This is a genomic window from Thalassospira sp. (genome assembly GCF_040218635.1).
GTDB lineage: Bacteria > Pseudomonadota > Alphaproteobacteria > Rhodospirillales > Thalassospiraceae > Thalassospira.
Genome location: NZ_JAVJRB010000013.1, coordinates 198,044 through 220,108, shown reverse-complemented (window position 1 = coordinate 220,108; position 22,065 = coordinate 198,044). Strand labels below are relative to the sequence as shown.

At 53.1% G+C, this 22,065-nt stretch carries 21 protein-coding genes; 11 read left to right on the top strand and 10 right to left on the bottom strand.

Going from position 1 to position 22,065, the window contains the following annotated elements:
* Positions 1–59: 59 nt before the first annotated feature.
* Complete coding sequence (locus RIC05_RS20235) at positions 60–320, bottom strand: hypothetical protein (protein ID WP_350047199.1); 261 nt, start codon at positions 318–320, stop codon at positions 60–62.
* A gap of 201 nt (positions 321–521) precedes the next feature.
* Between RIC05_RS20235 and RIC05_RS20230 the strand changes: the two genes are divergently transcribed.
* Positions 522–1,220, top strand: a complete 699-nt coding sequence (locus RIC05_RS20230; protein WP_350041617.1) for an HAD-IA family hydrolase — start codon at positions 522–524, stop codon at positions 1,218–1,220.
* Positions 1,207–1,683, top strand: a complete 477-nt coding sequence (locus RIC05_RS20225; RefSeq protein WP_350047198.1) for an SRPBCC domain-containing protein — start codon at positions 1,207–1,209, stop codon at positions 1,681–1,683. The genes RIC05_RS20230 and RIC05_RS20225 overlap by 14 nt, the downstream gene beginning before the upstream one ends.
* Before the next feature lie 84 nt (positions 1,684–1,767).
* On the opposite strand, the gene RIC05_RS20220 is transcribed toward RIC05_RS20225, so the two are convergent.
* Positions 1,768–2,382, bottom strand: a complete 615-nt coding sequence (locus tag RIC05_RS20220) for an HAD family hydrolase (RefSeq protein WP_350041615.1) — start codon at positions 2,380–2,382, stop codon at positions 1,768–1,770.
* Between the two features lie 242 nt (positions 2,383–2,624).
* On the opposite strand from RIC05_RS20220, the gene RIC05_RS20215 reads away from it, so the two are divergent.
* Positions 2,625–3,455, top strand: coding sequence for a dienelactone hydrolase family protein (locus tag RIC05_RS20215; RefSeq protein WP_350047197.1), 831 nt, complete (start codon positions 2,625–2,627; stop codon positions 3,453–3,455).
* An 88-nt stretch (positions 3,456–3,543) separates the two neighbouring features.
* Here RIC05_RS20215 and RIC05_RS20210 read toward each other — a convergent pair whose 3' ends face one another.
* The 3 genes from RIC05_RS20210 to RIC05_RS20200 all read right to left on the bottom strand — a co-directional run bounded on the left by RIC05_RS20210 (position 3,544) and on the right by RIC05_RS20200 (position 6,237).
* On the bottom strand, positions 3,544–4,314 hold the full coding sequence (locus RIC05_RS20210; RefSeq protein ID WP_350041613.1) for an ABC transporter permease: 771 nt from the start codon (positions 4,312–4,314) through the stop codon (positions 3,544–3,546).
* 19 nt (positions 4,315–4,333) lie between these two features.
* On the bottom strand, positions 4,334–5,119 hold the full coding sequence (locus RIC05_RS20205; protein ID WP_350047196.1) for an ABC transporter ATP-binding protein: 786 nt from the start codon (positions 5,117–5,119) through the stop codon (positions 4,334–4,336).
* A 95-nt stretch (positions 5,120–5,214) separates the two neighbouring features.
* A complete protein-coding gene (locus tag RIC05_RS20200; protein ID WP_350047195.1) occupies positions 5,215–6,237 on the bottom strand; it encodes an ABC transporter substrate-binding protein in 1,023 nt (340 codons plus the stop codon).
* A gap of 270 nt (positions 6,238–6,507) precedes the next feature.
* Between RIC05_RS20200 and RIC05_RS20195 the strand changes: the two genes are divergently transcribed.
* The 8 genes from RIC05_RS20195 (at position 6,508) to RIC05_RS20160 (ending at position 16,351) form a co-directional block, all read left to right on the top strand.
* Positions 6,508–7,224 (top strand): ATP12 family chaperone protein, encoded by a 717-nt coding sequence (locus RIC05_RS20195; protein WP_350047194.1) that lies wholly within the window; start codon positions 6,508–6,510, stop codon positions 7,222–7,224.
* Positions 7,225–7,609: 385 nt separating this feature from the next.
* On the top strand, positions 7,610–9,832 hold the full coding sequence (locus tag RIC05_RS20190) for a diguanylate cyclase domain-containing protein (protein ID WP_350047193.1): 2,223 nt from the start codon (positions 7,610–7,612) through the stop codon (positions 9,830–9,832).
* Between the two features lie 240 nt (positions 9,833–10,072).
* Positions 10,073–11,605: an acyl-CoA carboxylase subunit beta gene (locus RIC05_RS20185; protein WP_350047192.1), complete on the top strand. Its 1,533-nt coding sequence runs from the start codon at positions 10,073–10,075 to the stop codon at positions 11,603–11,605.
* Between the two features lie 29 nt (positions 11,606–11,634).
* Positions 11,635–13,635: an acetyl-CoA carboxylase biotin carboxylase subunit gene (accC, locus tag RIC05_RS20180; protein WP_350047191.1), complete on the top strand. Its 2,001-nt coding sequence runs from the start codon at positions 11,635–11,637 to the stop codon at positions 13,633–13,635.
* A gap of 236 nt (positions 13,636–13,871) precedes the next feature.
* Positions 13,872–14,606: an HAD family hydrolase gene (locus RIC05_RS20175; protein WP_350047190.1), complete on the top strand. Its 735-nt coding sequence runs from the start codon at positions 13,872–13,874 to the stop codon at positions 14,604–14,606.
* The gene (locus RIC05_RS20170) at positions 14,599–14,982 is read left to right on the top strand and encodes a DUF1244 domain-containing protein (protein ID WP_502989562.1); all 384 of its coding nucleotides are present in this window, start codon (positions 14,599–14,601) and stop codon (positions 14,980–14,982) included. Before RIC05_RS20175 ends, RIC05_RS20170 begins: the two co-directional genes overlap by 8 nt.
* A gap of 38 nt (positions 14,983–15,020) precedes the next feature.
* Entirely contained in the window at positions 15,021–15,335 is a 315-nt protein-coding gene (locus tag RIC05_RS20165) for an acylphosphatase (protein WP_350047189.1), read from the top strand.
* Between the two features lie 161 nt (positions 15,336–15,496).
* Positions 15,497–16,351, top strand: a complete 855-nt coding sequence (locus RIC05_RS20160) for an HAD family acid phosphatase (protein WP_350047188.1) — start codon at positions 15,497–15,499, stop codon at positions 16,349–16,351.
* A gap of 87 nt (positions 16,352–16,438) precedes the next feature.
* Here the strand turns inward: RIC05_RS20160 and RIC05_RS20155 are convergent, their stop codons facing one another.
* The 5 genes from RIC05_RS20155 to amrB all read right to left on the bottom strand — a co-directional run bounded on the left by RIC05_RS20155 (position 16,439) and on the right by amrB (position 22,045).
* On the bottom strand, positions 16,439–17,851 hold the full coding sequence (locus tag RIC05_RS20155) for an FAD-binding oxidoreductase (RefSeq protein WP_350047187.1): 1,413 nt from the start codon (positions 17,849–17,851) through the stop codon (positions 16,439–16,441).
* Between the two features lie 14 nt (positions 17,852–17,865).
* Entirely contained in the window at positions 17,866–18,861 is a 996-nt protein-coding gene (locus RIC05_RS20150) for an L-threonylcarbamoyladenylate synthase (protein ID WP_350047186.1), read from the bottom strand.
* A 425-nt stretch (positions 18,862–19,286) separates the two neighbouring features.
* Complete coding sequence (cysQ, locus tag RIC05_RS20145; RefSeq protein ID WP_350047185.1) at positions 19,287–20,102, bottom strand: 3'(2'),5'-bisphosphate nucleotidase CysQ; 816 nt, start codon at positions 20,100–20,102, stop codon at positions 19,287–19,289.
* Positions 20,103–20,204: 102 nt separating this feature from the next.
* Positions 20,205–20,573, bottom strand: coding sequence for a DUF2750 domain-containing protein (locus tag RIC05_RS20140; RefSeq protein ID WP_350047184.1), 369 nt, complete (start codon positions 20,571–20,573; stop codon positions 20,205–20,207).
* Positions 20,570–22,045 (bottom strand): AmmeMemoRadiSam system protein B, encoded by a 1,476-nt coding sequence (gene amrB, locus RIC05_RS20135; RefSeq protein WP_350047183.1) that lies wholly within the window; start codon positions 22,043–22,045, stop codon positions 20,570–20,572. Before amrB ends, RIC05_RS20140 begins: the two co-directional genes overlap by 4 nt.
* Positions 22,046–22,065 lie beyond the last annotated feature (20 nt).

Below are 22,065 nucleotides of genomic sequence, written 5' to 3'. Positions count from 1 at the left end.
TCCCTGTCAGAGGTCAAAACCAAAAGGCGTTGAATGACATTTGTAGGTGATAGCGGTAATTAGTGTTTTCTGAAACGTTCGATGAAGGCATCTCGCACCCGGTTCAAATGTTGGGCATGAACCGTGTTTCCCGTACGTTCACACATTTCAGCTTGGCCTTTTATCATGACCGCAATCCGTTTGCGGCCTTGCGGTGTGTGGATCATGCTTTCGCCTTCCTCCAAGGCGGTTACAATTGGGACTTGCTCACACTCAGCAATAGCGAGAATTTCTTCCTCCTTAAGATCGCTGAAATCGATACAGTCACGTAGCGTGAGCATCTTCTGCCTCCGCTGTTATGAGCCAGACCAAAATCATACGCCTCCTTACGGATGATCAAAAGTCGATCAAAATTAACCATTGATTTCCATTGCTTCGGCGGCAGTGAAAAATGCTTCCGCATTGCAGCAGTGAGAGACTCGATCTTTGGCGTCCGATCTATTAGTCTCCGCCTTTCTGAAAATCAGGATGAAAGACCCCACATGGCCAATGACCCGCTTAGACTTGTAATATTTGATTGTGACGGCACCCTTGTTGATAGCCAGCATGCGATTGCACATTGCATGGATCATGCGTTTTCAGAGCATGGGCTGGATTGCCCGGGATTGGAAAATACCCGCACAATCATTGGTCTGAGCCTGCCGGAAGCCATTTCAAAGCTAGCAGCCCCCAAGCGTATTGAAAACGATCTGATTGATGCGGTGACGGCTGCTTATAAGAATGCGTTCTTTGCCTTGCGCCAGACGCCTGATTTCCACGAACCGCTTTTCCCCGGTGTGCGCGAAGTTCTTGCCGAACTGGATCGTCGTCAATGGCTGAGCGGTGTGGCGACGGGTAAGGCCCGCCGTGGGCTTGATGCTGTTTTGGCGCGCAACGAGTTGGAAGGCCGTTTCGTAACGCTCCAGACTTGCGACAATCATCCGTCAAAACCCAATCCGGCGATGTTGATGGCGGCCCTTGAAGAAACCGGGGTTGATGCACCCAATGCGGTGATTGTGGGCGATACCAGCTATGATATCGAAATGGGCCGTGCGGCAGGAATGATCGCCATCGGGGTTGACTGGGGCTATCATGACGTTGATACGCTGCATGCATCCGGTGCGCATGCCGTGATTAGTCATTTTGACGAACTTGCCTTTGTTCTCGACAAGATCTGGGAAAATAACCGTGACGCCGCTTAAAAATCCCGAACTTGCCCCGATCCGCTTTGAATTGACCGTGGCAATTGATCCAGAAGATGCGTTTGACGCCTTTACCAAGGGATTTGGTGACTGGTGGCCAACCGATAGTCATTCCCTGTCTAAAAAGGACTGCATCGCGATTGAGTTCAACTCAGGCGTTGATGGCAAGATCATTGAACGGGCCAAAGGGCAAAAGGATGTGGTTTGGGGCACCGTTAAAAAATGGCAGCCCGGCGAACATCTGTCCTTTACCTGGCATCCGGGATGGGGGGCAGGCGACTTTACCCTGATTGATGTGAGCTTTGATCTCAATGACTTTGGCCGATGTGTTATCCGGCTTGAACATAAGGCATGGGAAAATCTCGGCGAAATCGCGCCGACCTTGCGCGATGGGTATCTTTCGGGTTGGGAATTTGTCTTTGGCGAATGTTTTGCCAATTACCTGCGCACATCACGCAAATAGAAGTCGGTAAAGACCAACAGGTCCAAACGTACGAAAAAGGGCACCCGTTGAGGTGCCCTTTGCGATGTCGGATATGTGTTGGTTTTAGAACAAGCGTTCTTCGATCAGTTCACGCTGCAATTTGACCGGGTCGCGGAACCAATGGGTGTGAAAACCCATTTCGCGGGCTTGCTGGATGTTCTTTTCACTGTCATCGATAAACAGCGTTTCGCGCGGGTTCAGTTTGAACCGTTCACAGACCAGATCAAAAATCCGTGGATCAGGTTTGGCGAGTTTTTCCTGACCAGACACCAGAATGCCTTCGAAATGGTTCAAGAATTCAAACCGCTCCAACGCATGCGGCCAGGTTTCCGCGGACCAGTTGGTCAGGGCGAACAGGCGGACTTTCTTGCGTGTTTTCAAATCTTCAAGAATGCCGACGGTGCGTTCAATCGCACTTTTCATCATCTCCGGCCAGCGGTCCTGCCATGCGGCAATTTCATCATGATAGTGCGGATAGCGATGCTGCAAATCCGGGATCGAATTGGCAAAGCTCAGCGCACCCTTATCATGCAAGAAATTCCAATGCGGATGACAAACTTCATTCAGAAATTTTTCCATCTCGGCCGGATCGTCAAAGATTTTGCGATACAGATGACGCGGGTCCCAATCGACAAGAACACCCCCAAGGTCAAACAGAACGGTTTCGATGTCGCGCATGATATTTCCTTGCAGCAATAGCGTAATATTGCCCCGTTAAATCAGGTGAGGGACGCATTCGCAAGCGGCAGTTTCTTGAAAGCTGTCCGATGTCCTGATCTTATTGCGCAACAATGTCGTAAAGAACCAGACGGCAACCAAGTGGCTGATTGAACGCAGATGACACGATTGTCATTTGCCAATCAGGCATGCTGTCGCAAATGATGGAAATCCAACAAACAAGAATCAGAGGAGGCTTGAACATGTGTACGCTTGATGGATGTGGTTCCCACGAACATCTCGGTCCGCCGCCCAAGGCAACCGACGAAGATCGCCGACTGTTTCTCAAAGGTGCTGTTGCCCTGCCACTCGCCGTTATTCTTGCCGACCCGATGCTGGCCCATGCGGCGGGATCAATGCTTGATAAGGTCACCATCACAACGCCGGAAGGTGACAGCATGGTCGCCGAAATCGCCATGCCGGCAACATTGCCTGCGCCGACCGTCATTCTGATCCATGAATGGTGGGGGCTTAATGATCATATCCGCGCGGTTGCTGCGGAATATGCCAAGCAGGGATATATCGCCCTTGCGGTTGATCTGTATGGTCAACCACCTGCAACCACGCCCGATGGTGCGAAGGCCTTGATGTCGGGGATGGACCCGGTCGCCGCAACGCGCAAATTGCAGTCATCGGTCGAGTTCCTGAGAAACCATAAGGATTCAACAGGTAAGGTCGGATCGGTTGGCTGGTGCTTTGGCGGTGGCTGGTCGCTTAATACCGCCCTTGCCACCGATATTGATGCGGCTGTGATCTATTACGGCAATGTCAATAAAACACCCGAACAGGTCGCGACCTTGAACGCGCCATTGATGGGGCATTTCGGTAGCCTTGATAAAAGCATCAACAAGGAAATGGTGGATGGTTTTGAGCGGTCCTTACGGATCGGGGGCAAGTCGCTTTATAAATTCTACTGGTATGACGCCGATCATGCGTTCGCCAACCCGACCGGTGGCCGCTATGACAGCGAGGATGCCATGCTTGCCTGGGATCGCACCATGGCATTCTTTAAATACCATTTGAACAAGGCATAGCGCGGATCACGGATCTTGTGCGCAACAAAGAAGGCCGGGCATGATACCCGGCCTTCTTGCTTTTAATCTTTGAACGGGTCTGAATTTCTTAAACGCTTTGATTGCCGCGGTTGGCCCATTTGGTCGAACGGCGTTCAATGACGTTAAAGATTTCATACATCGCAATCCCCATCACCGCGATCACCAGAAGACCGGCAAACACCAGCGGCATGTTGAATTTCGACGATGCCGACAGCATCAGATACCCAACGCCGACATTCGATGCCACGGTTTCGGAAATGACCGATCCGACAAAGGCCAGCGTGATCGCGACTTTAAGCGATGCAAAGAAATACGGCATCGCGCGCGGGAACCCGACCTTGATCAGGATGTCACGGCGGGTGGCACCAAGGGAACGCAACACATCACGCAATTCCGGCTCAAGCGTTGCAAGCCCGGTCGCCACATTGACCACAATCGGGAAGAACGAAATCAGGAACGCGGTGATAATCGCCGGCACGGTTCCAATGCCAAACCACATGACCAGAACCGGGACAAGGGCGACTTTCGGGACGGAGTTAAACCCGACCAAAAGCGGATTGGCTGCGTCATAGATCGCCCGGCTTGATCCGACAAGTGCGCCAAGGACCACGCCAAACACCACCGCAATGGCAAAGCCCGCCAGCGTTGTATAAAGCGTATGAACCGCATGCATCCAGATCGCTTCATGAAACTGCCAGCCGACAATGATGCTTTCGGACGGGGTTGGCAGGACATAGGGCGGGATGTTGAAAATGCGGACAATCAATTCCCACAGGACGAACAGGCCGATGGCGCTAAGCCACGGGGCTGCTTTGGAAAGGTTGAGTTTCTTGGTCATAATATCTGCCCGTCCCCCTTCAAGATTCTCGCACGTCACGGATGTGACTGCGCAGTTCGTGGACAAGATCAATGAAAGGCGGGGTAAAGGTCACTTCCTGATCCCTTGGACGGGGCAGGGTGTTTTTACGTTCAACCAGAATTTTACCCGGACGTTTGGACATCACATAAATGGTGTCCGCCAGATAGGAAGCTTCGCGCAGATCGTGGGTCACCAGAATGACGGTAAAGGGACGCACCATCCAAAGATTCTGCAAAATGTCCCAAAGCTCTTCACGGGTGAAGGCATCAAGCGCGCCAAATGGCTCGTCCAGCATCAGAAGATCTGGTTCATGGATCAGCGACCGGCAAAGGGATGCACGTTGTTGCATGCCGCCGGATAGTTCCCACGGGAATTTGCCTTCGTGGCCTTCAAGGCCAACACTTGCCAGAAGTTTGCGCGCACGTTCTTCATATTCTGCGCGATGTTTGCGCAGACGATTGCGATGCGGTTTGACGATTTCCATGGGCAACAGCACGTTATCAAGGGTTGTGCGCCATGGCAAAAGGGTCGGGTTCTGAAACGCCATGCCAACAATCTTGAGCGGCCCGGTGACTTCCTGATTATCCACAATGACGGAACCCTCAGAGGCGGGCATCAGGCCGGATACCAGCTTAAGCAAGGAAGACTTGCCGCAACCTGATGGGCCAACAACAGCGATAAACTCACCCTTGTCGATCTTCATGTTGGTGGTATCAAGTGCCAGTTCATCGCCTTCGCTATAGCGAAGTGTTACGTCATTGAGTTCGACAAAGCTCTTCGACACTGCAGTTATTCCCCCTGCTTGTCTCGGTCGTTTTTATTATATGTTTGGATCAAAGTGATCCGGGGCAGCACAGCCGCCCCGGATATCATAGGTGATTACTTGATCTTACGGTCTTCTTCGCCCGGCATAAATATATCGGTGAAGACATCGCCAACGGTTGGCTTGTTTTCAAAGCCGAATGCCAGTGCAACCTGATCGATGGCCTTTGCCATACGGTCGGTCTTCACAAGGCCCATGCCGTTTGCGATGCTATCGGGGGTGACGACGTTTTCATCAATCGCCATCTGCAGACGCTGCAATTCCAGATCAGAATCGATCAGCGGATCGACTTCTTTCAGGGCCGCGATGGCCGATGCCGGATCGGCAATGGCTGCGCGCCAGCCTTTGACAACACCGCGCAGGAAGGCCCGCAGTTCTTCAGGATGGTCTTCCATCATTTCTGGCGATGCCAGAAGGCCGTTGCCATAGAAGTCCATGCCGAAATCTTTGTATTGGAAGACGGTCAGGTCATCTTTGGTGATACCCTGTGCCTGCAAGTTCAGGACCGAGGTGAAATAGTGACCGGAAATCGCATCCACATCGCCACGCACCAACATCGGTTCACGAAGCGGCGGGTCCATGCTTTCCCAAGTCACGGCATCCAGCTCAAGGCCGGTTGCCGATGCAAAAGCCGGATACAGTTTACGCGATGCATCAAAGACCGGTGCGCCAAGGGTCTTGCCAATCAGGTCTTCAGGTTTGGTGATGCCTGATTTTTTCAGCATGAACAGCGCGAAAGGCGGGCGGTCATAGACCATAAAGATCGATTTCATCGCCCGGTCCGGGTTCGATGCATTAAACTCGACCAGCGAGTTGATATCGGCAAGCGATACGTCATAAGCACCACTGGCAACGCGGGTGATCGCACCGACCGAGCCATTGCCCGAATCAATGGTCACATCCAGACCTTCTTCTTCAAAATATCCGTTCTTCTTGGCCAGAAGATACGGTGCAGCCGGGCCTTCATATTTCCAGTCGAGTGAAAATTTGATCGCCATTTCTGCCATGGCAGAATGTGCGCCAAGTGCGAATGCCGCACCAACAGCCGCACCCAAAAGACGGTTCGTAAACGTTGTCATTTTATTAGAAGCCTCCTGTTTCGGGTCGATTATGCCGACCCTGAACCCGAATAAATTCCCTGAGAACATAGCAATGTGCATGCCATGTCACGAATTCGCCCGCTTTTCGCGGATTTGTAATTTCCATATCGCACAGTAGTGTTGTTTGTTTTTTGGTCAATGGGGTAAATTGACCAAAAATTATACAGAATTTCTTGATAATCGCTCATTTGGCGATCTGAGCCTGTTAAACCCCTTGCACAGAGCGCCGCTTTTAGGCATATGGCGATCATGCTTACAAAAACGATCAATCGATTCTACAAAAAAGCCGAAGCTGTCGCAGATGACAGCGGTTCGGGCTGGCGCGTGCATCTTGATGGGCGTGCGGTGAAATCACCGGCAAAGGCCGAGTTTCTCTTGCCTTCCGAAGTTCTGGCACAAGAAATTGCGGCCGAATGGGAAGCACAGGGTGAAAAAATCCTGCCCCATACCATGCCGATCATGCAGCGTGCTGCAACCGCCATCGACCGTGTGGCACATCACCGTCCCATGGTGATTGGCGAGATTGTCGGGTATGGGCGGTCTGACCTGTTATGTTATCGGGCGACATTCCCCGAAGACCTGATTGAACGTCAGGCAAAGGCATGGCAGCCGCTTCTCGATTGGGCGCAAAGTGATCTCGGCGTTGCCTTGGCCGTAACCGAAGGCGTCATGCCGATCGATCAGGATGATCACGCCTTGCTGCGCCTGCAGGATCATGTCGAAGGCCTGGATGACTATTACCTGACGGCGTTGCACGGTCTGACAACAGTATCTGGCTCCGTGATCATTGGTCTGGCAACGGTCAAAGGCCATATTGATGCGCAGAAGGCATTTGAATGCGCCATGCTTGATGACGAATACGCCATCGAACAATGGGGCGACGACGCCGAAGCCGTCATCCGCCGCGACCGCCACAAGGCAGAATTGCTTGCGACCGGGCGCTATCTTGGTCTTTTGACGAAGTAATCCAAAAATCATCGAACTGAAATTTGTCGAATTCAAAAGGAGCGGGTGACCGCTCCTTTTTCTTTGGCAGAATGCGGCGAGCGGAGGCCGATCAGGGCAGAACAACAAACCCAATCGGGTGCGTTGCCATAATCCTTTGGTCGTAAAACAAAAATGCTGTTGGGGGCAATTTGTTTACTGCGCGAAGGTTGAAGCCTCTTTTTGATCTATTCCAAAGAAAGTGCCGCAAAAAGGACTTTTCTGCTCATTGGTATAGCTGTAAAGGATCCTTCCTATACCAATGTATCGTACTTTTAAAAGTGCTAATAAGTTTGCAATTGCGCGTCTGTGCCTAGGACCTTGGGTCGTCTTTCAGTGTGTCTCGCGCAATTGAGTGAGGCGCAGAATGCTGAAATCGACGGAATCAAAAAACATTACCGAGAACGAACGTGACCCTGTTGAAGTGGGATGTTTCGGTGTGCTGAATTTCCTGGAAAAGGGGATTACGGGACACTTTCCGGAAAATATTCTGTACGAATATGATTGCGAAAACCCGGCGCGTAGCTTCGTCAGTCAAAGTGTGCAGCGTGTCTTGGGTTATCGGCCTGATGAATTCGATCTCATGTGTGACAGTTGGTGGCGCATTTATATTCATTCTGACGACCACGCAAAAATAGAGGCACAAGCAGATCCGGCTGTTTGGACCGAGGGCGAAATCAAACGTACTTTCCGTCTGCGTCACAAACATGGTCACTGGGTTGAGATGTTCGATCAGGCTATTGTCCGCGAACGGGCTGGCGGCGGAAAAATCGTCAGTGGGTGTCTACGGGATATTTCGTCTAGGCAAAGTATGCAGTCGGCCCTGCTAACAAGCAGCCATCGTTATCAACGATTACTTGGGTCTTTGGCCGAAGGTGTCGTTGTCCACAACGTGAATGGCGAGATTGTCGACTTTAACAATGCATCCTTGCGGATACTGGGTCTGAATCGCGACGAATTAAGTGGTGTGACGCCGATTGACCCGCGCTGGAGTTGTGTTCGCGAAAATGGGGAGCCCTTCCCTGGCGATGAACATCCGGCGGCAATCGTGCTGAAAACAACCAAACGCCAATATGGTGTGGTGATGGGAGTCCGTCGCCCTCAAGCCGGTTTTGCCTGGATCAGGATCAATGCGGAGCCGCTGTTCAAAGAAGAAACTGGCGACTTTGACGGTGTGATTGTTTCTTTTGCCGACATCACGCAGATCAAGGAAGTCGAAATCGCCCTGAACGAGCGCGAGCAACGCTACCGTCAGATGTTTCAGAATACGACAGCGGTCAACTTGCTGGTGGACCCGTCAAACGGCCAAATTGAAGATGCCAATCTTGCCGCACTCGCCTTTTACGGGTTTGAACGTGAAGGCCTGATTGGGCGCACAATGGACGACATCAACCTTGAGAAGGTCGAAACCGTACGTCGTTGTATGGCGACTGTGACCGAAACCGGGGTCGGTACATTTTCTTTCCGCCATCAATTGGCTTCGGGGGATGTGCGTGATGTGATTGAGCATGCAGGATTGGTTTTGCTGCATGATCAAAAATACATCCATTCCACGATCTTTGATGTGACAGAACGCAAGCTTTATGAACGCCAACTTGAAGCGGTCAACCAAGAGCTTGATAGCGAACGCCAGCGCCTGAATGAGATCATTTGGGGGACCAATGTCGGCACATGGGAATGGCATGTCCAGACCGGGGATGTACGTTTCAATGAACGCTGGGCGGAGATTATTGGCTATCGTCTCGAAGAGCTGGGCGATGAAGGGATCCAGACCTGGATGAAATATTGCCATCCGGACGATCTTGAACACTCCAACAGATTGCTGCAGCGCGTCTTTGACAGGAAAGACGGGTATTACGAGTGCGAATGCCGCATGCGCCATCGCAACGGTGAATGGGTTTGGGTTCTTGATCGTGGCAAGGTCGTAGAATGGGATGCCAATGGCAAACCCCTTCGTATGTCAGGAACCCATACTGACATTACTCTGTCCAAGAAAACCGAAGAGAAAATTCGCCATCTTGCCCAAACCGATCATCTGACGGGCTTGGCAAATCGTCACCAGTTTAACGGAATGTTGTCACAACTTGTCCATTTGAACCGGCGACTGGGCAAGCATGTTGTTCTGATGCTGCTTGATCTGGACTATTTCAAGTCGGTGAATGACACCTATGGCCATCCAGTAGGGGATAAGTTGTTGATGCAGGTGGCCAAGATCATCAAGGCCCATTCGCGTGACGCCGACGTCGTTGCGCGTCTTGGCGGGGATGAATTTGCTGTCATTTTGCCGCTGATTGATGATGTGCGCGATGCCGCGACACCGGCCAAGCGCATTATCGAGGAAGTATCGCAGCTTCATAACATTGATGGGCATGAAATTCGCATCGGGATCAGTGTCGGCATTTCGACCTGTCGCAGCCGCGAAAGTGATGCTGAAGTGATCTACCGAGATGCCGACAAGGCGCTATATCAGGCCAAGAAATGCGGGCGTAACCGGTTTTGTTATTATGACAGTGAAGTTGGCGGCGATTGCAGTGCGGTTGACCCGAAGCTTTGCGGTCGTTGCGTTCTGGGCGGTGACGTCGCCAAATAAGTGTAATAACAGTGTGCTGAAATCCAGAACGATCCGTGCTGTACTCTAGACTTTAGTTCAGAGCATCCGCATTTAACGCAATGACGCTAGGGAAATCAGGCCTTTGCGGCTTAAAGTGGGGTGGCTCGCGAGTGCTAAAAATAATTGGCATTCCAGTACCGAATAATGCTATTTGAATCCCATGACCCGTGCATTGGGCGAAATGCGCGGACCGGCCGGTTACAGCAAGGAAAACGCAATATGCAAGATATCGTCGCCAAACTCGAAGCGAAACGCGCCGAAGCCGCCATGGGCGGTGGTCAGCGCCGCATTGATAATCAACATGCCAAAGGCAAGCTTACCGCGCGAGAGCGGCTTGACGTGTTGCTCGATGTTGGTTCGTTCGAAGAATGGGATATGTTTGTCGAACATGATTGTGTCGATTTCGGCATGACCGAAAACCGCATTCCCGGCGATGGTGTGGTCACCGGCCACGGCACGATCAATGGTCGTCTGGTCTTTGTTTTCTCACAGGATTTCACGGTCTTTGGTGGCGCACTTTCGGGCGCGCATGCCCGTAAAATCGGCAAAATCATGGATCAGGCGATGAAGGTCGGCGCCCCTGTGATCGGCATCAATGATTCAGGCGGTGCCCGTATCCAGGAAGGCGTCGAAAGCCTTGCCGGCTATGCCGATGTGTTTCAACGCAATGTCGAGGCATCCGGCGTCATTCCGCAAATTTCCCTGATCATGGGACCCTGTGCCGGTGGTGCGGTCTATAGCCCGGCCATGACCGACTTTATCTTCATGGTACGTGACAGCTCCTATATGTTTGTCACCGGCCCGGATGTTGTCAAAACCGTCACCCATGAAGAAGTCACCCATGAACAACTTGGCGGGGCATCAACCCATACCAGTGTGTCGGGTGTGGCGGACCTTGCCTTTGACAATGATGTGGATCTTTTGCTGCAAACCCGGCGTTTCATGGACTTCCTACCACTGTGCAACAAGGAAGACCCACCCGCGCATCTGTGCGAAGACCCGATCACGCGTGATGACATCTCGCTTGATACCCTGGTGCCCGAAAACCCCAACATGCCCTATGACATGAAGGAATTGATCACCAAGGTCGTCGATGAAGGCGATTTCTTTGAAGTTCAGTCCGATTACGCCAAAAACATTATCATTGGCATGGCGCGCATGGATGGCCGCACGGTCGGTATTGTTGCCAACCAACCCATGGTTCTGGCCGGCTGCCTTGATATCGACAGTTCGAAAAAGGCCGCACGCTTTGTGCGCTTCTGCGATGCCTATAACATTCCGATTGTGACCTTTGTTGATGTTCCGGGCTTCATGCCGGGCACCGCACAGGAATATGGCGGCATCATCAAACATGGTGCGAAACTGCTTTATGCCTATGCCGAGGCAACTGTTCCCAAGGTCACCGTGATCACGCGCAAAGCTTACGGTGGCGCCTATGACGTTATGGCGTCCAAGCATCTGCGCGGCGATGTCAATTATGCCTGGCCAACGGCGGAAATTGCCGTGATGGGGCCAAAGGGGGCGGTTGAAATCATCTTCCGCGCGGATATGAATGATCCGGCCAAGATCGAAGCCCGCACCGAAGAATACCGCGAAAAATTCGCCAACCCGTTCGTCGCGGGTCGCAAGGGTTTCATTGATGATGTCATCATGCCGCACGGTACGCGCCGTCGCGTGTGCAAAGCACTTGGCATGCTGCGCAACAAAGACATCAAGAACCCGGAAAAGAAACACGGCAACATTCCGTTATAAGTCGCGAAGACAATTTGGGAGATAGAAGAATGTTTACGAAAATCCTGATTGCCAACCGCGGTGAAATTGCCTGCCGTGTGATCAAATCAGCCCGCAAAATGGGCATCAAAACCGTTGCGGTTTATTCCGATGCCGATAAATCGGCCCTGCATGTGCAAATGGCCGATGAAGCCGTGCATATCGGCCCGGCCCCGACCAACCAGTCCTATCTGATCATTGATAAGATCATTGCCGCCTGCAAATCCACCGGGGCGCAGGCAGTCCATCCGGGCTATGGGTTCCTGTCGGAAAATCAGGCCTTTGCCAAGGCGCTGGATGCCGAAAAAATTGCCTTCATCGGCCCGCCAAACGGCGCAATTGCCGCCATGGGCGATAAAATCACATCCAAAAAGATCGCTTCTGATGCCGGTGTTTCAACCGTTCCGGGCTATATGGGCGTGATCAAGGATACCGATGAGGCGGTTAAAATCGCCAATGAAGTCGGCTATCCGGTGATGCTCAAAGCATCGGCTGGCGGTGGCGGCAAGGGTATGCGTATTGCGCGCAATGACGCCGAATGCCGCGAAGGGTTCGAACGCGCCACGTCTGAGGCCGCAAGCTCGTTTGGTGATGACCGCGTCTTTGTCGAAAAGTTCGTCGAAGAACCGCGCCACATTGAAATTCAGGTGCTGGCCGATAAGCACGGCAACGCGATTTATTTGGGTGAACGCGAGTGTTCAATACAGCGTCGCCACCAGAAGGTCGTCGAAGAAGCCCCTTCACCCTTTATCGATCCCGCCACCCGCAAAGCCATGGGCGAACAGGCCGTGGCACTGGCGCGTGCTGTTGATTACTGTTCGGCCGGGACGGTGGAATTCATCGTTGATAAGGACAAAAATTTCTACTTCCTTGAAATGAACACCCGTCTTCAGGTCGAACATCCGGTGACCGAGCTTGTCACCGGCCAAGACCTTGTCGAATGGATGATCAAGATCGCCGATGGTCAGGAACTGACCCTTAAACAGGATGACGTCACCTTGACCGGCTGGGCGATGGAAAACCGCGTCTATGCCGAAGACCCGTTCCGCGAATTCCTGCCATCCACCGGGCGTCTGGTGCGCTATCAGCCACCAGCCGAAAGTGCGACGGTGCGTGTCGATACCGGCGTTTTCGAAGGCGGCGAGATTTCGATGTATTACGACCCGATGGTCGCCAAACTGATCACCTATGGCGAAACTCGTGATCAGGCGATTGCCGAAATGCGAAGCGCGCTTGATGCCTATTACATTCGTGGTATTTCGCACAATATCCCGTTCCTGGCCGCTGTTATGGCCAATAAACGGTTCCAGGACGGCAACATCACCACCAATTTCATTGCCGAAGAATACCCCAACGGGTTCTCGGCGGATGATTTGCCAAATGATGATCCGGCAACCCTGATCGTGGTCGCGGCCTATCTTAACCAACGCTATGTCGAACGTAATTCCGGCATCACCGGACAGGTCAGCGACCATCCGCTGGAAGTCGCCGAAAGCTGGGTTGCGGTCAGCGGCGATGAGCACACCCCGTTTGATATCGAATTTGACGGTGTTAACGGCGATTACATTGTCGCGATCGGGGATCGCAGTTACGGCGTCGTATCAGACTGGAAGATCGGCGATGCGATGTTTGTCGGTGAAATTGATGGCGCGCCGGTCTGTGTGCAGATCGATATTGACGGCATCGGCTTCCGCCTTTCATCGAACGGTGTTCAGCGCGGCTTCAAGGTTCTGCTGCCCCGCGTTGCTGAACTGCAAAAACTGATGCCGTTCAAAGCCCCGCCAGATATGTCGAACTTCCTGCTGTCGCCGATGCCGGGCTTGCTGGTCAAAGTTTCGGTCGAAGAAGGCCAAACCGTTCAGCCGGGGCAGGAGCTTTGCATTCTTGAAGCGATGAAAATGGAAAACGTCCTGAAATGCGAAAGCAAAGGTGTGGTCAAAAAAATCCATGCCGAACAGGGCGCAAACCTGTCGGTTGATGCCATCATCATCGAGTTTGAAAAAGAGGAATAGGCCGCCCGATCCCTCTGTGGCGATGCTTGATAAAGACGCTGGCGATCAAATCGTCAGCGTCTTTTGTTTTAACCTGTTCAAACTGTTGTCGTTTCAACCCCTTTCGAACGATCCAAACGCATATTAAATACACATAACGGGTCTTTACGCAGGATTTGGCGTGCCATATGGTCGTTAATCAAGGGTGCGATACCCGCATGCAAAGGCCATCCAATAACAAGAAACGAGGCGTGAATATGTATAAACTGATTGCTTTTGATGGCGATGATACCCTGTGGCACAACGAGCCACTTTTCCGCGAAGCCCACATCCAGCTGCGCGAAATGCTCGGTCATTATGTTCCCGCAGAACAGGTCGATGACCGTCTGTATCAGGCCGAACTGGCCAATCTTTCGATCTATGGCTATGGCGTGACCGGCTTTACGCTTTCAATGATCGAAACAGCGATTGAACTTTCAGATCGCAAGATCAGTGCCGAAGACATTCACAAGCTTGCCGAGATCGGCAAATCCATGTTGCGCGCGCCGACCCGTATTATGGACGGGGCCGAAAAAGTGTTGCGCCAATATGCGAAAAACCCGCGCTATAAGGTGGTTCTGATCACCAAGGGCGATCTGATTGCCCAGCAGCTTAAAATCGACCGGTCCGGGTTCGAAGACCTGTTTGACGGGATCGAGATCGTTTCGGAAAAAGATCCGCTGACCTATCGCAATATCTTCGGGCGATATGGCGTAGAGCCGGAAGACGCGATCATGATCGGCAATTCGATGAAATCCGATATCTTGCCGGTCCTTGCGTGCGGTGGTGCTGCGATCCACATTCCTTATGAAATCACCTGGGTCCATGAAATGGTCGACCAGACCGAAATCGAAAACCAGAATGTCGTGACGGCGGAAACCATTGCCGATGTGCCCGGGATCATAGAAAAACTTGAAAGCGAAAAGACCAGCGGGAGTATGGAGCATGTCTGATTGCGCCGGTTCTGAAATGTCGACACAGGCTGTCTTGGCCAACGGTCCGGCCGCCGATCTTGATCCGCAAACCAAGCTTGAACTTGAAGCTGCGGCTTTTCGCGGGCTTGTCGCGCATCTTCAGGACCGTAAGGACGTTCAGAACATTGATCTGATGAACCTTGCCGGGTTCTGTCGCAATTGCCTGTCGAAATGGTATCTGGCAGCGGCGCGCGAAAAGGATGTTGCAATGGATTATGACGGGGCGCGCGAAGTCGTCTACGGCATGACCTATGACGCATGGAAAGATACCCATCAGGCAGCGGCATCGGATGAACAGAAACAAAAGTTTCAGGACACCGCGCATCTGCATGCCAAAATTCCCGGTGCGAAGTAACCGGCATATAAGCAAACCGGCAAAGGAGGAGGCCTGTCATGACCGATACGCGTCCCGATCCCGCAACCGGGTCTGGCAATATTTCCGTGCATGTGCGGATAGAAGGCAAGGTACAGGGTGTCTGGTATCGTGCCTGGACGGTTGAACAGGCGACCAAGCGGGGGTTGACCGGCTGGGTGCGCAATCGCACCGATCATACTGTTGAAGCCGTTTTTTGCGGCCCGGTCGAGGTCGTGCAATCCATGGTCGTCGCCTGCCACGAAGGACCGCCTCATGCGCGGGTGGACCGCATTCATGAAGAACCCGGTCTTGAAGACGGGTTCACATCGTTTGAAAAGCGGCCAACGGCCTGAAACGCCTGCGTTTGGCGCTATTGTCAAAATACCTTCATAAGCCTTTTTCCATGGAATACTGGAAAAAGGCTTTTTAATTGCTGCGGTGCGGTGGCATGCTGTTTCAATCTTGTCTGGATGGTCAGCATCCACCAGACGGGAAACCAACAGGGAGAATGAAAATGACTTTTATCGCTAAATCATTTGGCGTTGCTGCCATTGTCGCGACCGGTGCGTTTGTTGCATTTGGCGCACAAGCAGAAGAACCTGCACAGAATGATGGTTTGAACGGCACACTTTGGCTGCAAACATCGGTTGAATATAAAACAACTGCGATGTCGGTCTATGCCGGTGCGACCCGTTTGCTGGGTGCGGCCATTGGCGATCACAGCTGGACCGCCGCCCTTGAGCAGGACGGCAACTATATGGCCAAGCCGCCAGCCGTGATTTTGGATGTGGATGAAACGGTTCTTGATAACTCCAAATATCAGTCTTGGGTTGTGACCGAAAATTCCTATTACAGCTCCAAAACCTGGGCGAAATTCGTCCATGACATGGTTTCGACCCCGACACCGGGCGCGCTTGAATTCACCAAGGCTGCTGCTGCACACGGTGTTGAAGTTTTCTATATTTCAAATCGTAAGGCACCGGAAGAAGCCCCGACGATTGAAAACCTGAAAAAATACGGCTTCCCGTATGCTGATGAAAAACACGTCATGCTGCGCGGTGAGATCGAAGCATGGGGTTCCGCCAAAGCGCCGCGTCGTCAGGCCGTTGCTGATGACTACCGTGTCATCATGATGTTTGGCGATAACTTCGGCGACTTCACCGACGATATCGATGGCACCATTGATGAGCGCCTTGAAGTCATGGACAAATACGGATCCTACTGGGGTGAACGTTGGTTCATGTTGCCAAACCCGAGCTACGGTTCATGGGAAGAAGCAGCATTTGGTGGCGACTGGGGCAAGTCAGGCGAAGAACGCCGTCAGGACAAGCTGAACGCAATGGACCCATGGGCTGGTCCGGGCGAATAAGCTTGTCTGATAAGCCGATCTGTTTAAGGGCGTCCCGATGGGGCGCCCTTTTTTGATCTGCGGATGGTGGGGGATGGGAACCCTGAGCTAAACGACTTTGCCGGGATTAAGACGGTTGTTCGGATCAATCGCGGTCTTGATCGCACGCAGCAGTTTCATCTTTTCATCACTGGCATACCGCGCCAGCTCGTCGCGTTTAAGTTGACCAATGCCATGTTCGGCACTGATCGATCCGCCAAGATCGGCGACGATGTCGTGAATGACGCTGTTCAAGCTTTCCCAACGTGCCAGATAATCGGATTTCTCCATGCCGACCGGCTGGCTGAAATTAAAGTGGATATTACCATCGCCAACATGCCCGAACGGGCAGGGGCGGATACCGGGAATAAGCGCCTGTGCCGCAGCCATACCGCGTTCGAGAAGATCAGGCACACGTGATACCGGAACCGATACATCATGCTTGATTGATCCGCCTTCAAACCCTTGTGCTTCGGGGATGCCTTCGCGGATCGCCCACAGGTTTTTGCGCTGCGCATCTGATTGGGCAATTGTCGCATCACTTGCCAGACCGATTTCAATCGCCTTGCCCAGCAAATCGACCAGAAGCGTTTGCAAATCGTCATCCGGGCGCGACGAGGTCAGCTCGATCAAAACATGCCAATCCGTTTTGGTCGCCAAGGGCCGTGTCAGGTTGGGTAAGTAGGTGACGGGCAAATCGTGGGCAAAGTGGCTTAGCAACTCAAACGCCGATACCGCATCCCCGCTGTGGCGGCGCGACAGGGCCAGAAGATCAATCGCGCATTCCGGCGATGGCACGGCAATCCATGCGGTGGCAATGTGGATCGGCTGGACAAAAAGCTTCAAGGTTGCCTTGGTGATAATGCCAAGCGTTCCCTCGGACCCGATAAACAGATCCCGCAGATCATAGCCGGTATTGTCCTTGCGAAGCTTTGAGAGCCCGTTCCAGATGCTGCCATCGGGCAAGACGACCTCAAGCCCTAAGACAAGATCGCGCGCATTGCCATATCGAATAACGTTCAAACCACCGGCATTGGTCGCAAGGTTCCCGCCGATCTGGCAGCTTCCTTCGGCCCCTAAGGACAGGGGGAATAACAGTTCATGTTCGGATGCGGCGTCCTGAATGGTCTGAAGGATCGCACCGGCTTCGACGGTTGCCGTGAAATCGCGTGGATCAATTTCGATGATGCGGTTCATGTGTTTGAGGTTCACCAGAACCTGTTTGCGCTCCGCCACAGCACCGCCACAGCGCCCGGTATTGCCGCCTTGTGGGACGATGCTGATATTGTGTGCGGCACAAATCGCAACGGCCTTGGCAACTTCGTCGGTGTTTTTCGGGAACAGGATAAGTTCGGCATGACCCTTGAACTTGCCGCGTGCCTCGTGATTATGCGTGCTCAGAACATCAAGATCCATGCTCCAGCCCTTGGGGCCAAGCAGGTCTTTCAATTCGTTGATCACGGCATCGGGCAGAAAGGGCATATCGTTGGTTCCGCTTAAGGCGACGGGTGCGGCGCGCGCGGGGCGGCTGCCCGTTTCATCCGGTCATTGATCGCAAGGCCAAGTCCCTGATCAGGGATCGGCGCAATGGCAATGCCGTCAAAACGTTTCTGATCGGCTTCGTGAAGCTTGGCAAACAGATTGGCAGCAGCCTCAACATCATCGCCCTTTTTCGACAGCCACAAAACCGCATCAAACCCCTTGGTAGTGCAATCGCCAAACGCGAGTAAGATTTCATTGCCGTATTTCGCCGTGTTGGCGGTGGTGGCATCAAGGCGCACAGGCAGGCCCGGCGCATAATGGCTGGTCAGCATGCCGGGGCTTTTGGGTGCTGTGTCATCGGTTTCGGCCATGACAACATCGGTTCCAAGTATGTCGGCAACCTGATCACGCGTGATGCCACCCGGGCGCAACATCACTACCCGATCCGTCGTCAGATCAATCACCGTGCTTTCCAAACCAACACCACAGGGCCCACCATCAAGGATCATGCCAATGGCATTGCCCAGCGAATGGGCGACATGGCCTGCCGTCGTCGGGCTGATGCGCCCGGACCGGTTGGCCGAGGGGGCGGCAATCGGGCGGTTCACCGCACGCAGCAACTCACGCGCCATCGGATGGGCCGGAACACGCACCGCAATGCTGGACAGGCCCGCTGTTACCAACTCACACACGGTGCTTTCTTTGCGTTTTGGCAGAACAAGGGTCAGGGCACCGGGCCAGAATGCATCGGCAAGTTTATCGGCACGCGCGTCAAACACAGCATGCTGTGCGGCCGCATCGCGGTCGGGAAAATGGCTGATCAGGGGATTGAAGCTTGGTCGCTTCTTGGCGGCATAAATACCGGCAACCGCATCGGCATTGGTGGCATCCGCACCCAATCCGTAAACGGTCTCAGTCGGAAAGGCGACCAATTCGCCCGCGCGCAGTTTTCCTGCGGCCTGACTAATGGCGCCTTCGGAATAGGGGCGAATGGTAAGTGCAGGGCACATGCAACAATCTCTGAAAAGATAAGCTACTCAAATACCTAGCGACGATACTTGCCGAAGACAAGGACGATTGCGGAATTGACGGTGAGGATTGCTAAAAATATCGGGACATAGAAGGGGGATTTGCCCCAAACAGCTCAGAGCCGCCATAAAGAATGGCGGCTCCAATTTACGCTCTAGCCCGGTTTCGCCCTGCAGTGGTGAAACAAGACCGCGTCGCCGTGATTCCGGCGGCTATTTACGTCACCTACACTGTGTGTGGCGATAAGATGTGTGTAATCTAAAATACGCGAAAAGTCAATAAAACTGCGGGTTTTTGCGATGAAAACTTCACCGGAAACAAAAGCGGCCTACATAATGTGCGCTGCACACAACACAAGCCGCTGATCAGGCGTATTAATTTATAAATGCCTTCGCTGCGCGGCAAATTACGCTTGGTATTTTACCGGAACGGATGGGCTGCGTGCGATGAAGAATGGATTGCGAAAATCGGCTTTGCCATAAAGGAATCGACTGCCATCCATATTTTCAACCAAACCACCGGCAGCAAGTAAAACCGCATGACCAGCCCCGATGTCCCATTCCATGGTCGGGCCAAGGCGCGGATAAAGGTCTGCTTCCCCCGCTGCCACCAGACAAAGCTTTAACGAACTTCCCGCAGGGCGCAGTTCCTTGACCGGAAGATCGCCGAGAAACGCCTTCATGGCTTCAGGGTCGCCATGCGATCGTGATCCAACCACAACAACGCCGTCTTCTGGCATGTCGCGCACGGTGATGTTGGTTGTGACCGGGGCGGCATCGCCATCAATCAATTTCGCACCATCGGGCCCGCCGTAATAAAGCTTTTCAATCGCCGGGGCATAGACCACGCCCAGAACCGGCTGTCCTTTGGCGATCAGGGCGATATTGACGGTGAACTCGCCATTGCGTTTGATGAATTCCTTCGTACCGTCCAGCGGATCGACCAGCCAGAAAAAATCCGTATCCGCACTAACGTCCGGCACATCGCCCTTCGCAGCACTTTCTTCCGAGACGATTTTAACATCCGGGGTCAGTGCGCGCAGGCCCGGCAGGATAACGGCCTCTGCCGCGTCATCGGCTTCGGTTACGGGCGATGCATCATCCTTCGAACGCACGTCGAAATCGATTTTATAGATTTCCATCATCGCTGCACCCGCCTTGCGGGCAATTTCGATCAATCCGTTTTCAAGCGCATCGGCATTGGCGGGCAGGGCAAGGGGCATTGCGATCTCGTTTGTTGGCGTGAAGTCACTTGTCTCACTGTCCTGTTGGGATAGGGAATTTTCGCACCAAGGTCCAGCCTGTGATGACGCAAAACCAGGATTTCAGGATTTTTTCCTGAACCGGGCGGTCATAACGGCCTTAAGGGCGCTTAGCAAATCTGCGCTAAACCGATCAGGATCAACCACGACCGGGCCAAGGGCAGGTGTCGGGGTAATGCCCGGTAAAATATCCTGATCACGCCACTCCGGGATCAAATCTTCCATCATCTCGACCAGTGTAATCGCGGTGGCGACATGGTTGGTCTGAATGCTCGCACCCCAGCTTTGGGCATCTTCGCGGCTGGCAAACAATGGGCAGAATTTTTGTCCATCATTCGTGGTATGGAGCAACCAGCCATTATGATACAGCGCCCAGACCCCTTCCCACTTTGCGACCTTTGCAATGAAATCGCTATATCTATCGTCGCTCATCGGGAAGTTGCAATCTGCCAGAAACCGGTCGGTCGAACGTCCTTGGCCGACAGGCCGCGCGTAATAAACCGCTCAGCCCGCAGGGTATCGGACCAATGATCCATCGGAAGCCCGGCCTTGCGTTTGAGATGGGCCAAAAAGTCGGCGGGTTCGGGCAATTGATCCCAGACTTGCGGCAGGAACAATCCCCGCCGATTGCCGTCTGACAAAATAATCCCGTCTTCAAACGGGGTAAGTTTACCGATTAAATCGGCCTGACTGGTAAACGGAAAAGGATGCGGCGGCGACAGGACCGAGATCGATAATTCCAGATCATCCTTGATCTCGTCCATGCTTAATCCCGGAAAACGCGGATCGCGAAAGGCGGCCTTAAACGCATTCTCGCACAGATCATTTGCAAGCCCCGTATGGGCAATAATCGATCCGATGCAGCCGCGCAATTGCCCGGCTTTTTTCAAGGTGACAAAGCTTGCACCGGGGGCATTAAGCGCCGGGTCAATGTCATTTGGCGAAACGCGAAGCGGCATTCCGTGTTCAAGCCCATGCAGGATCGATTTGCGGCACAGATCAAGCATCGCCGCACCATGGTTGCTGATCAGCTTTTCGGTCGCACCGGTAAAGTCATTTTCCTGATCGTTTGTTGATGTCACTTGCGCAACCCCGTCATAAAGCGCCCACGCGCCATATCCGACCACACGGGATTTATCCCCGGTAACATCGCCGGAATTGCGCATGCCAAGGGTTGCAATCCGCATGTTGCGTTTGCGTGCCGATAACAACATCCCGGCAACCGGAAGCGCGCCACAGGCATCATCGCTTCCGATGTTTTCCGCATCAAAGGCCTCGATCATGGCGCGTGTGCGGCCATCCATGTTTTTGGCGGTGTCATAATCATGGAAATGCGACAGATCGGACGAAATCACGATCAATGTTTCCGGCCCGCCCCAAAGCTTCTCAATCACTTCATTGACCTGACGCGGGCTGCACCGACCAACCAAAAGCGGCACAATGCCGATATCCGCATTCTCGCCAAACAGGCGCTGGATGAACGGCAATTCGATCTCAAGCCCGTGTTCCTGCTTATGCGCGTCATCAAGGATCTGAACCTGCGGCAGGGCAAGGGCAGTTTGCAGCGCGCCAAGATCACAGCGCAAATTGCCAAGCGGTGTGGCAAAGCCGTCTGCCTTAGCCAAGGCAATGCCCTGAAACGCCATGCGGTGCGCCGGACCAATGATCAGGATGCGCTTTATCTTGCCTTTCAACGCCCGAACCGTCGCAAAACCAAGGGCTGCAATCGCACCTGAAAACATCAATCCGGCATGCGGCACAATGATCGCCTTGGGGATCGCGTCATCCTGCGTCACATCGGAATGCAAAGCGGCATCAATCAGCCCGTCAATCTCGCTGCGCAGAATATCGGCATCAGCAGGATAAAACGATCCGGCAACGGCAGGTGGTCGGATGATGGTCATTTCTCAACCTAGTCAGAGGC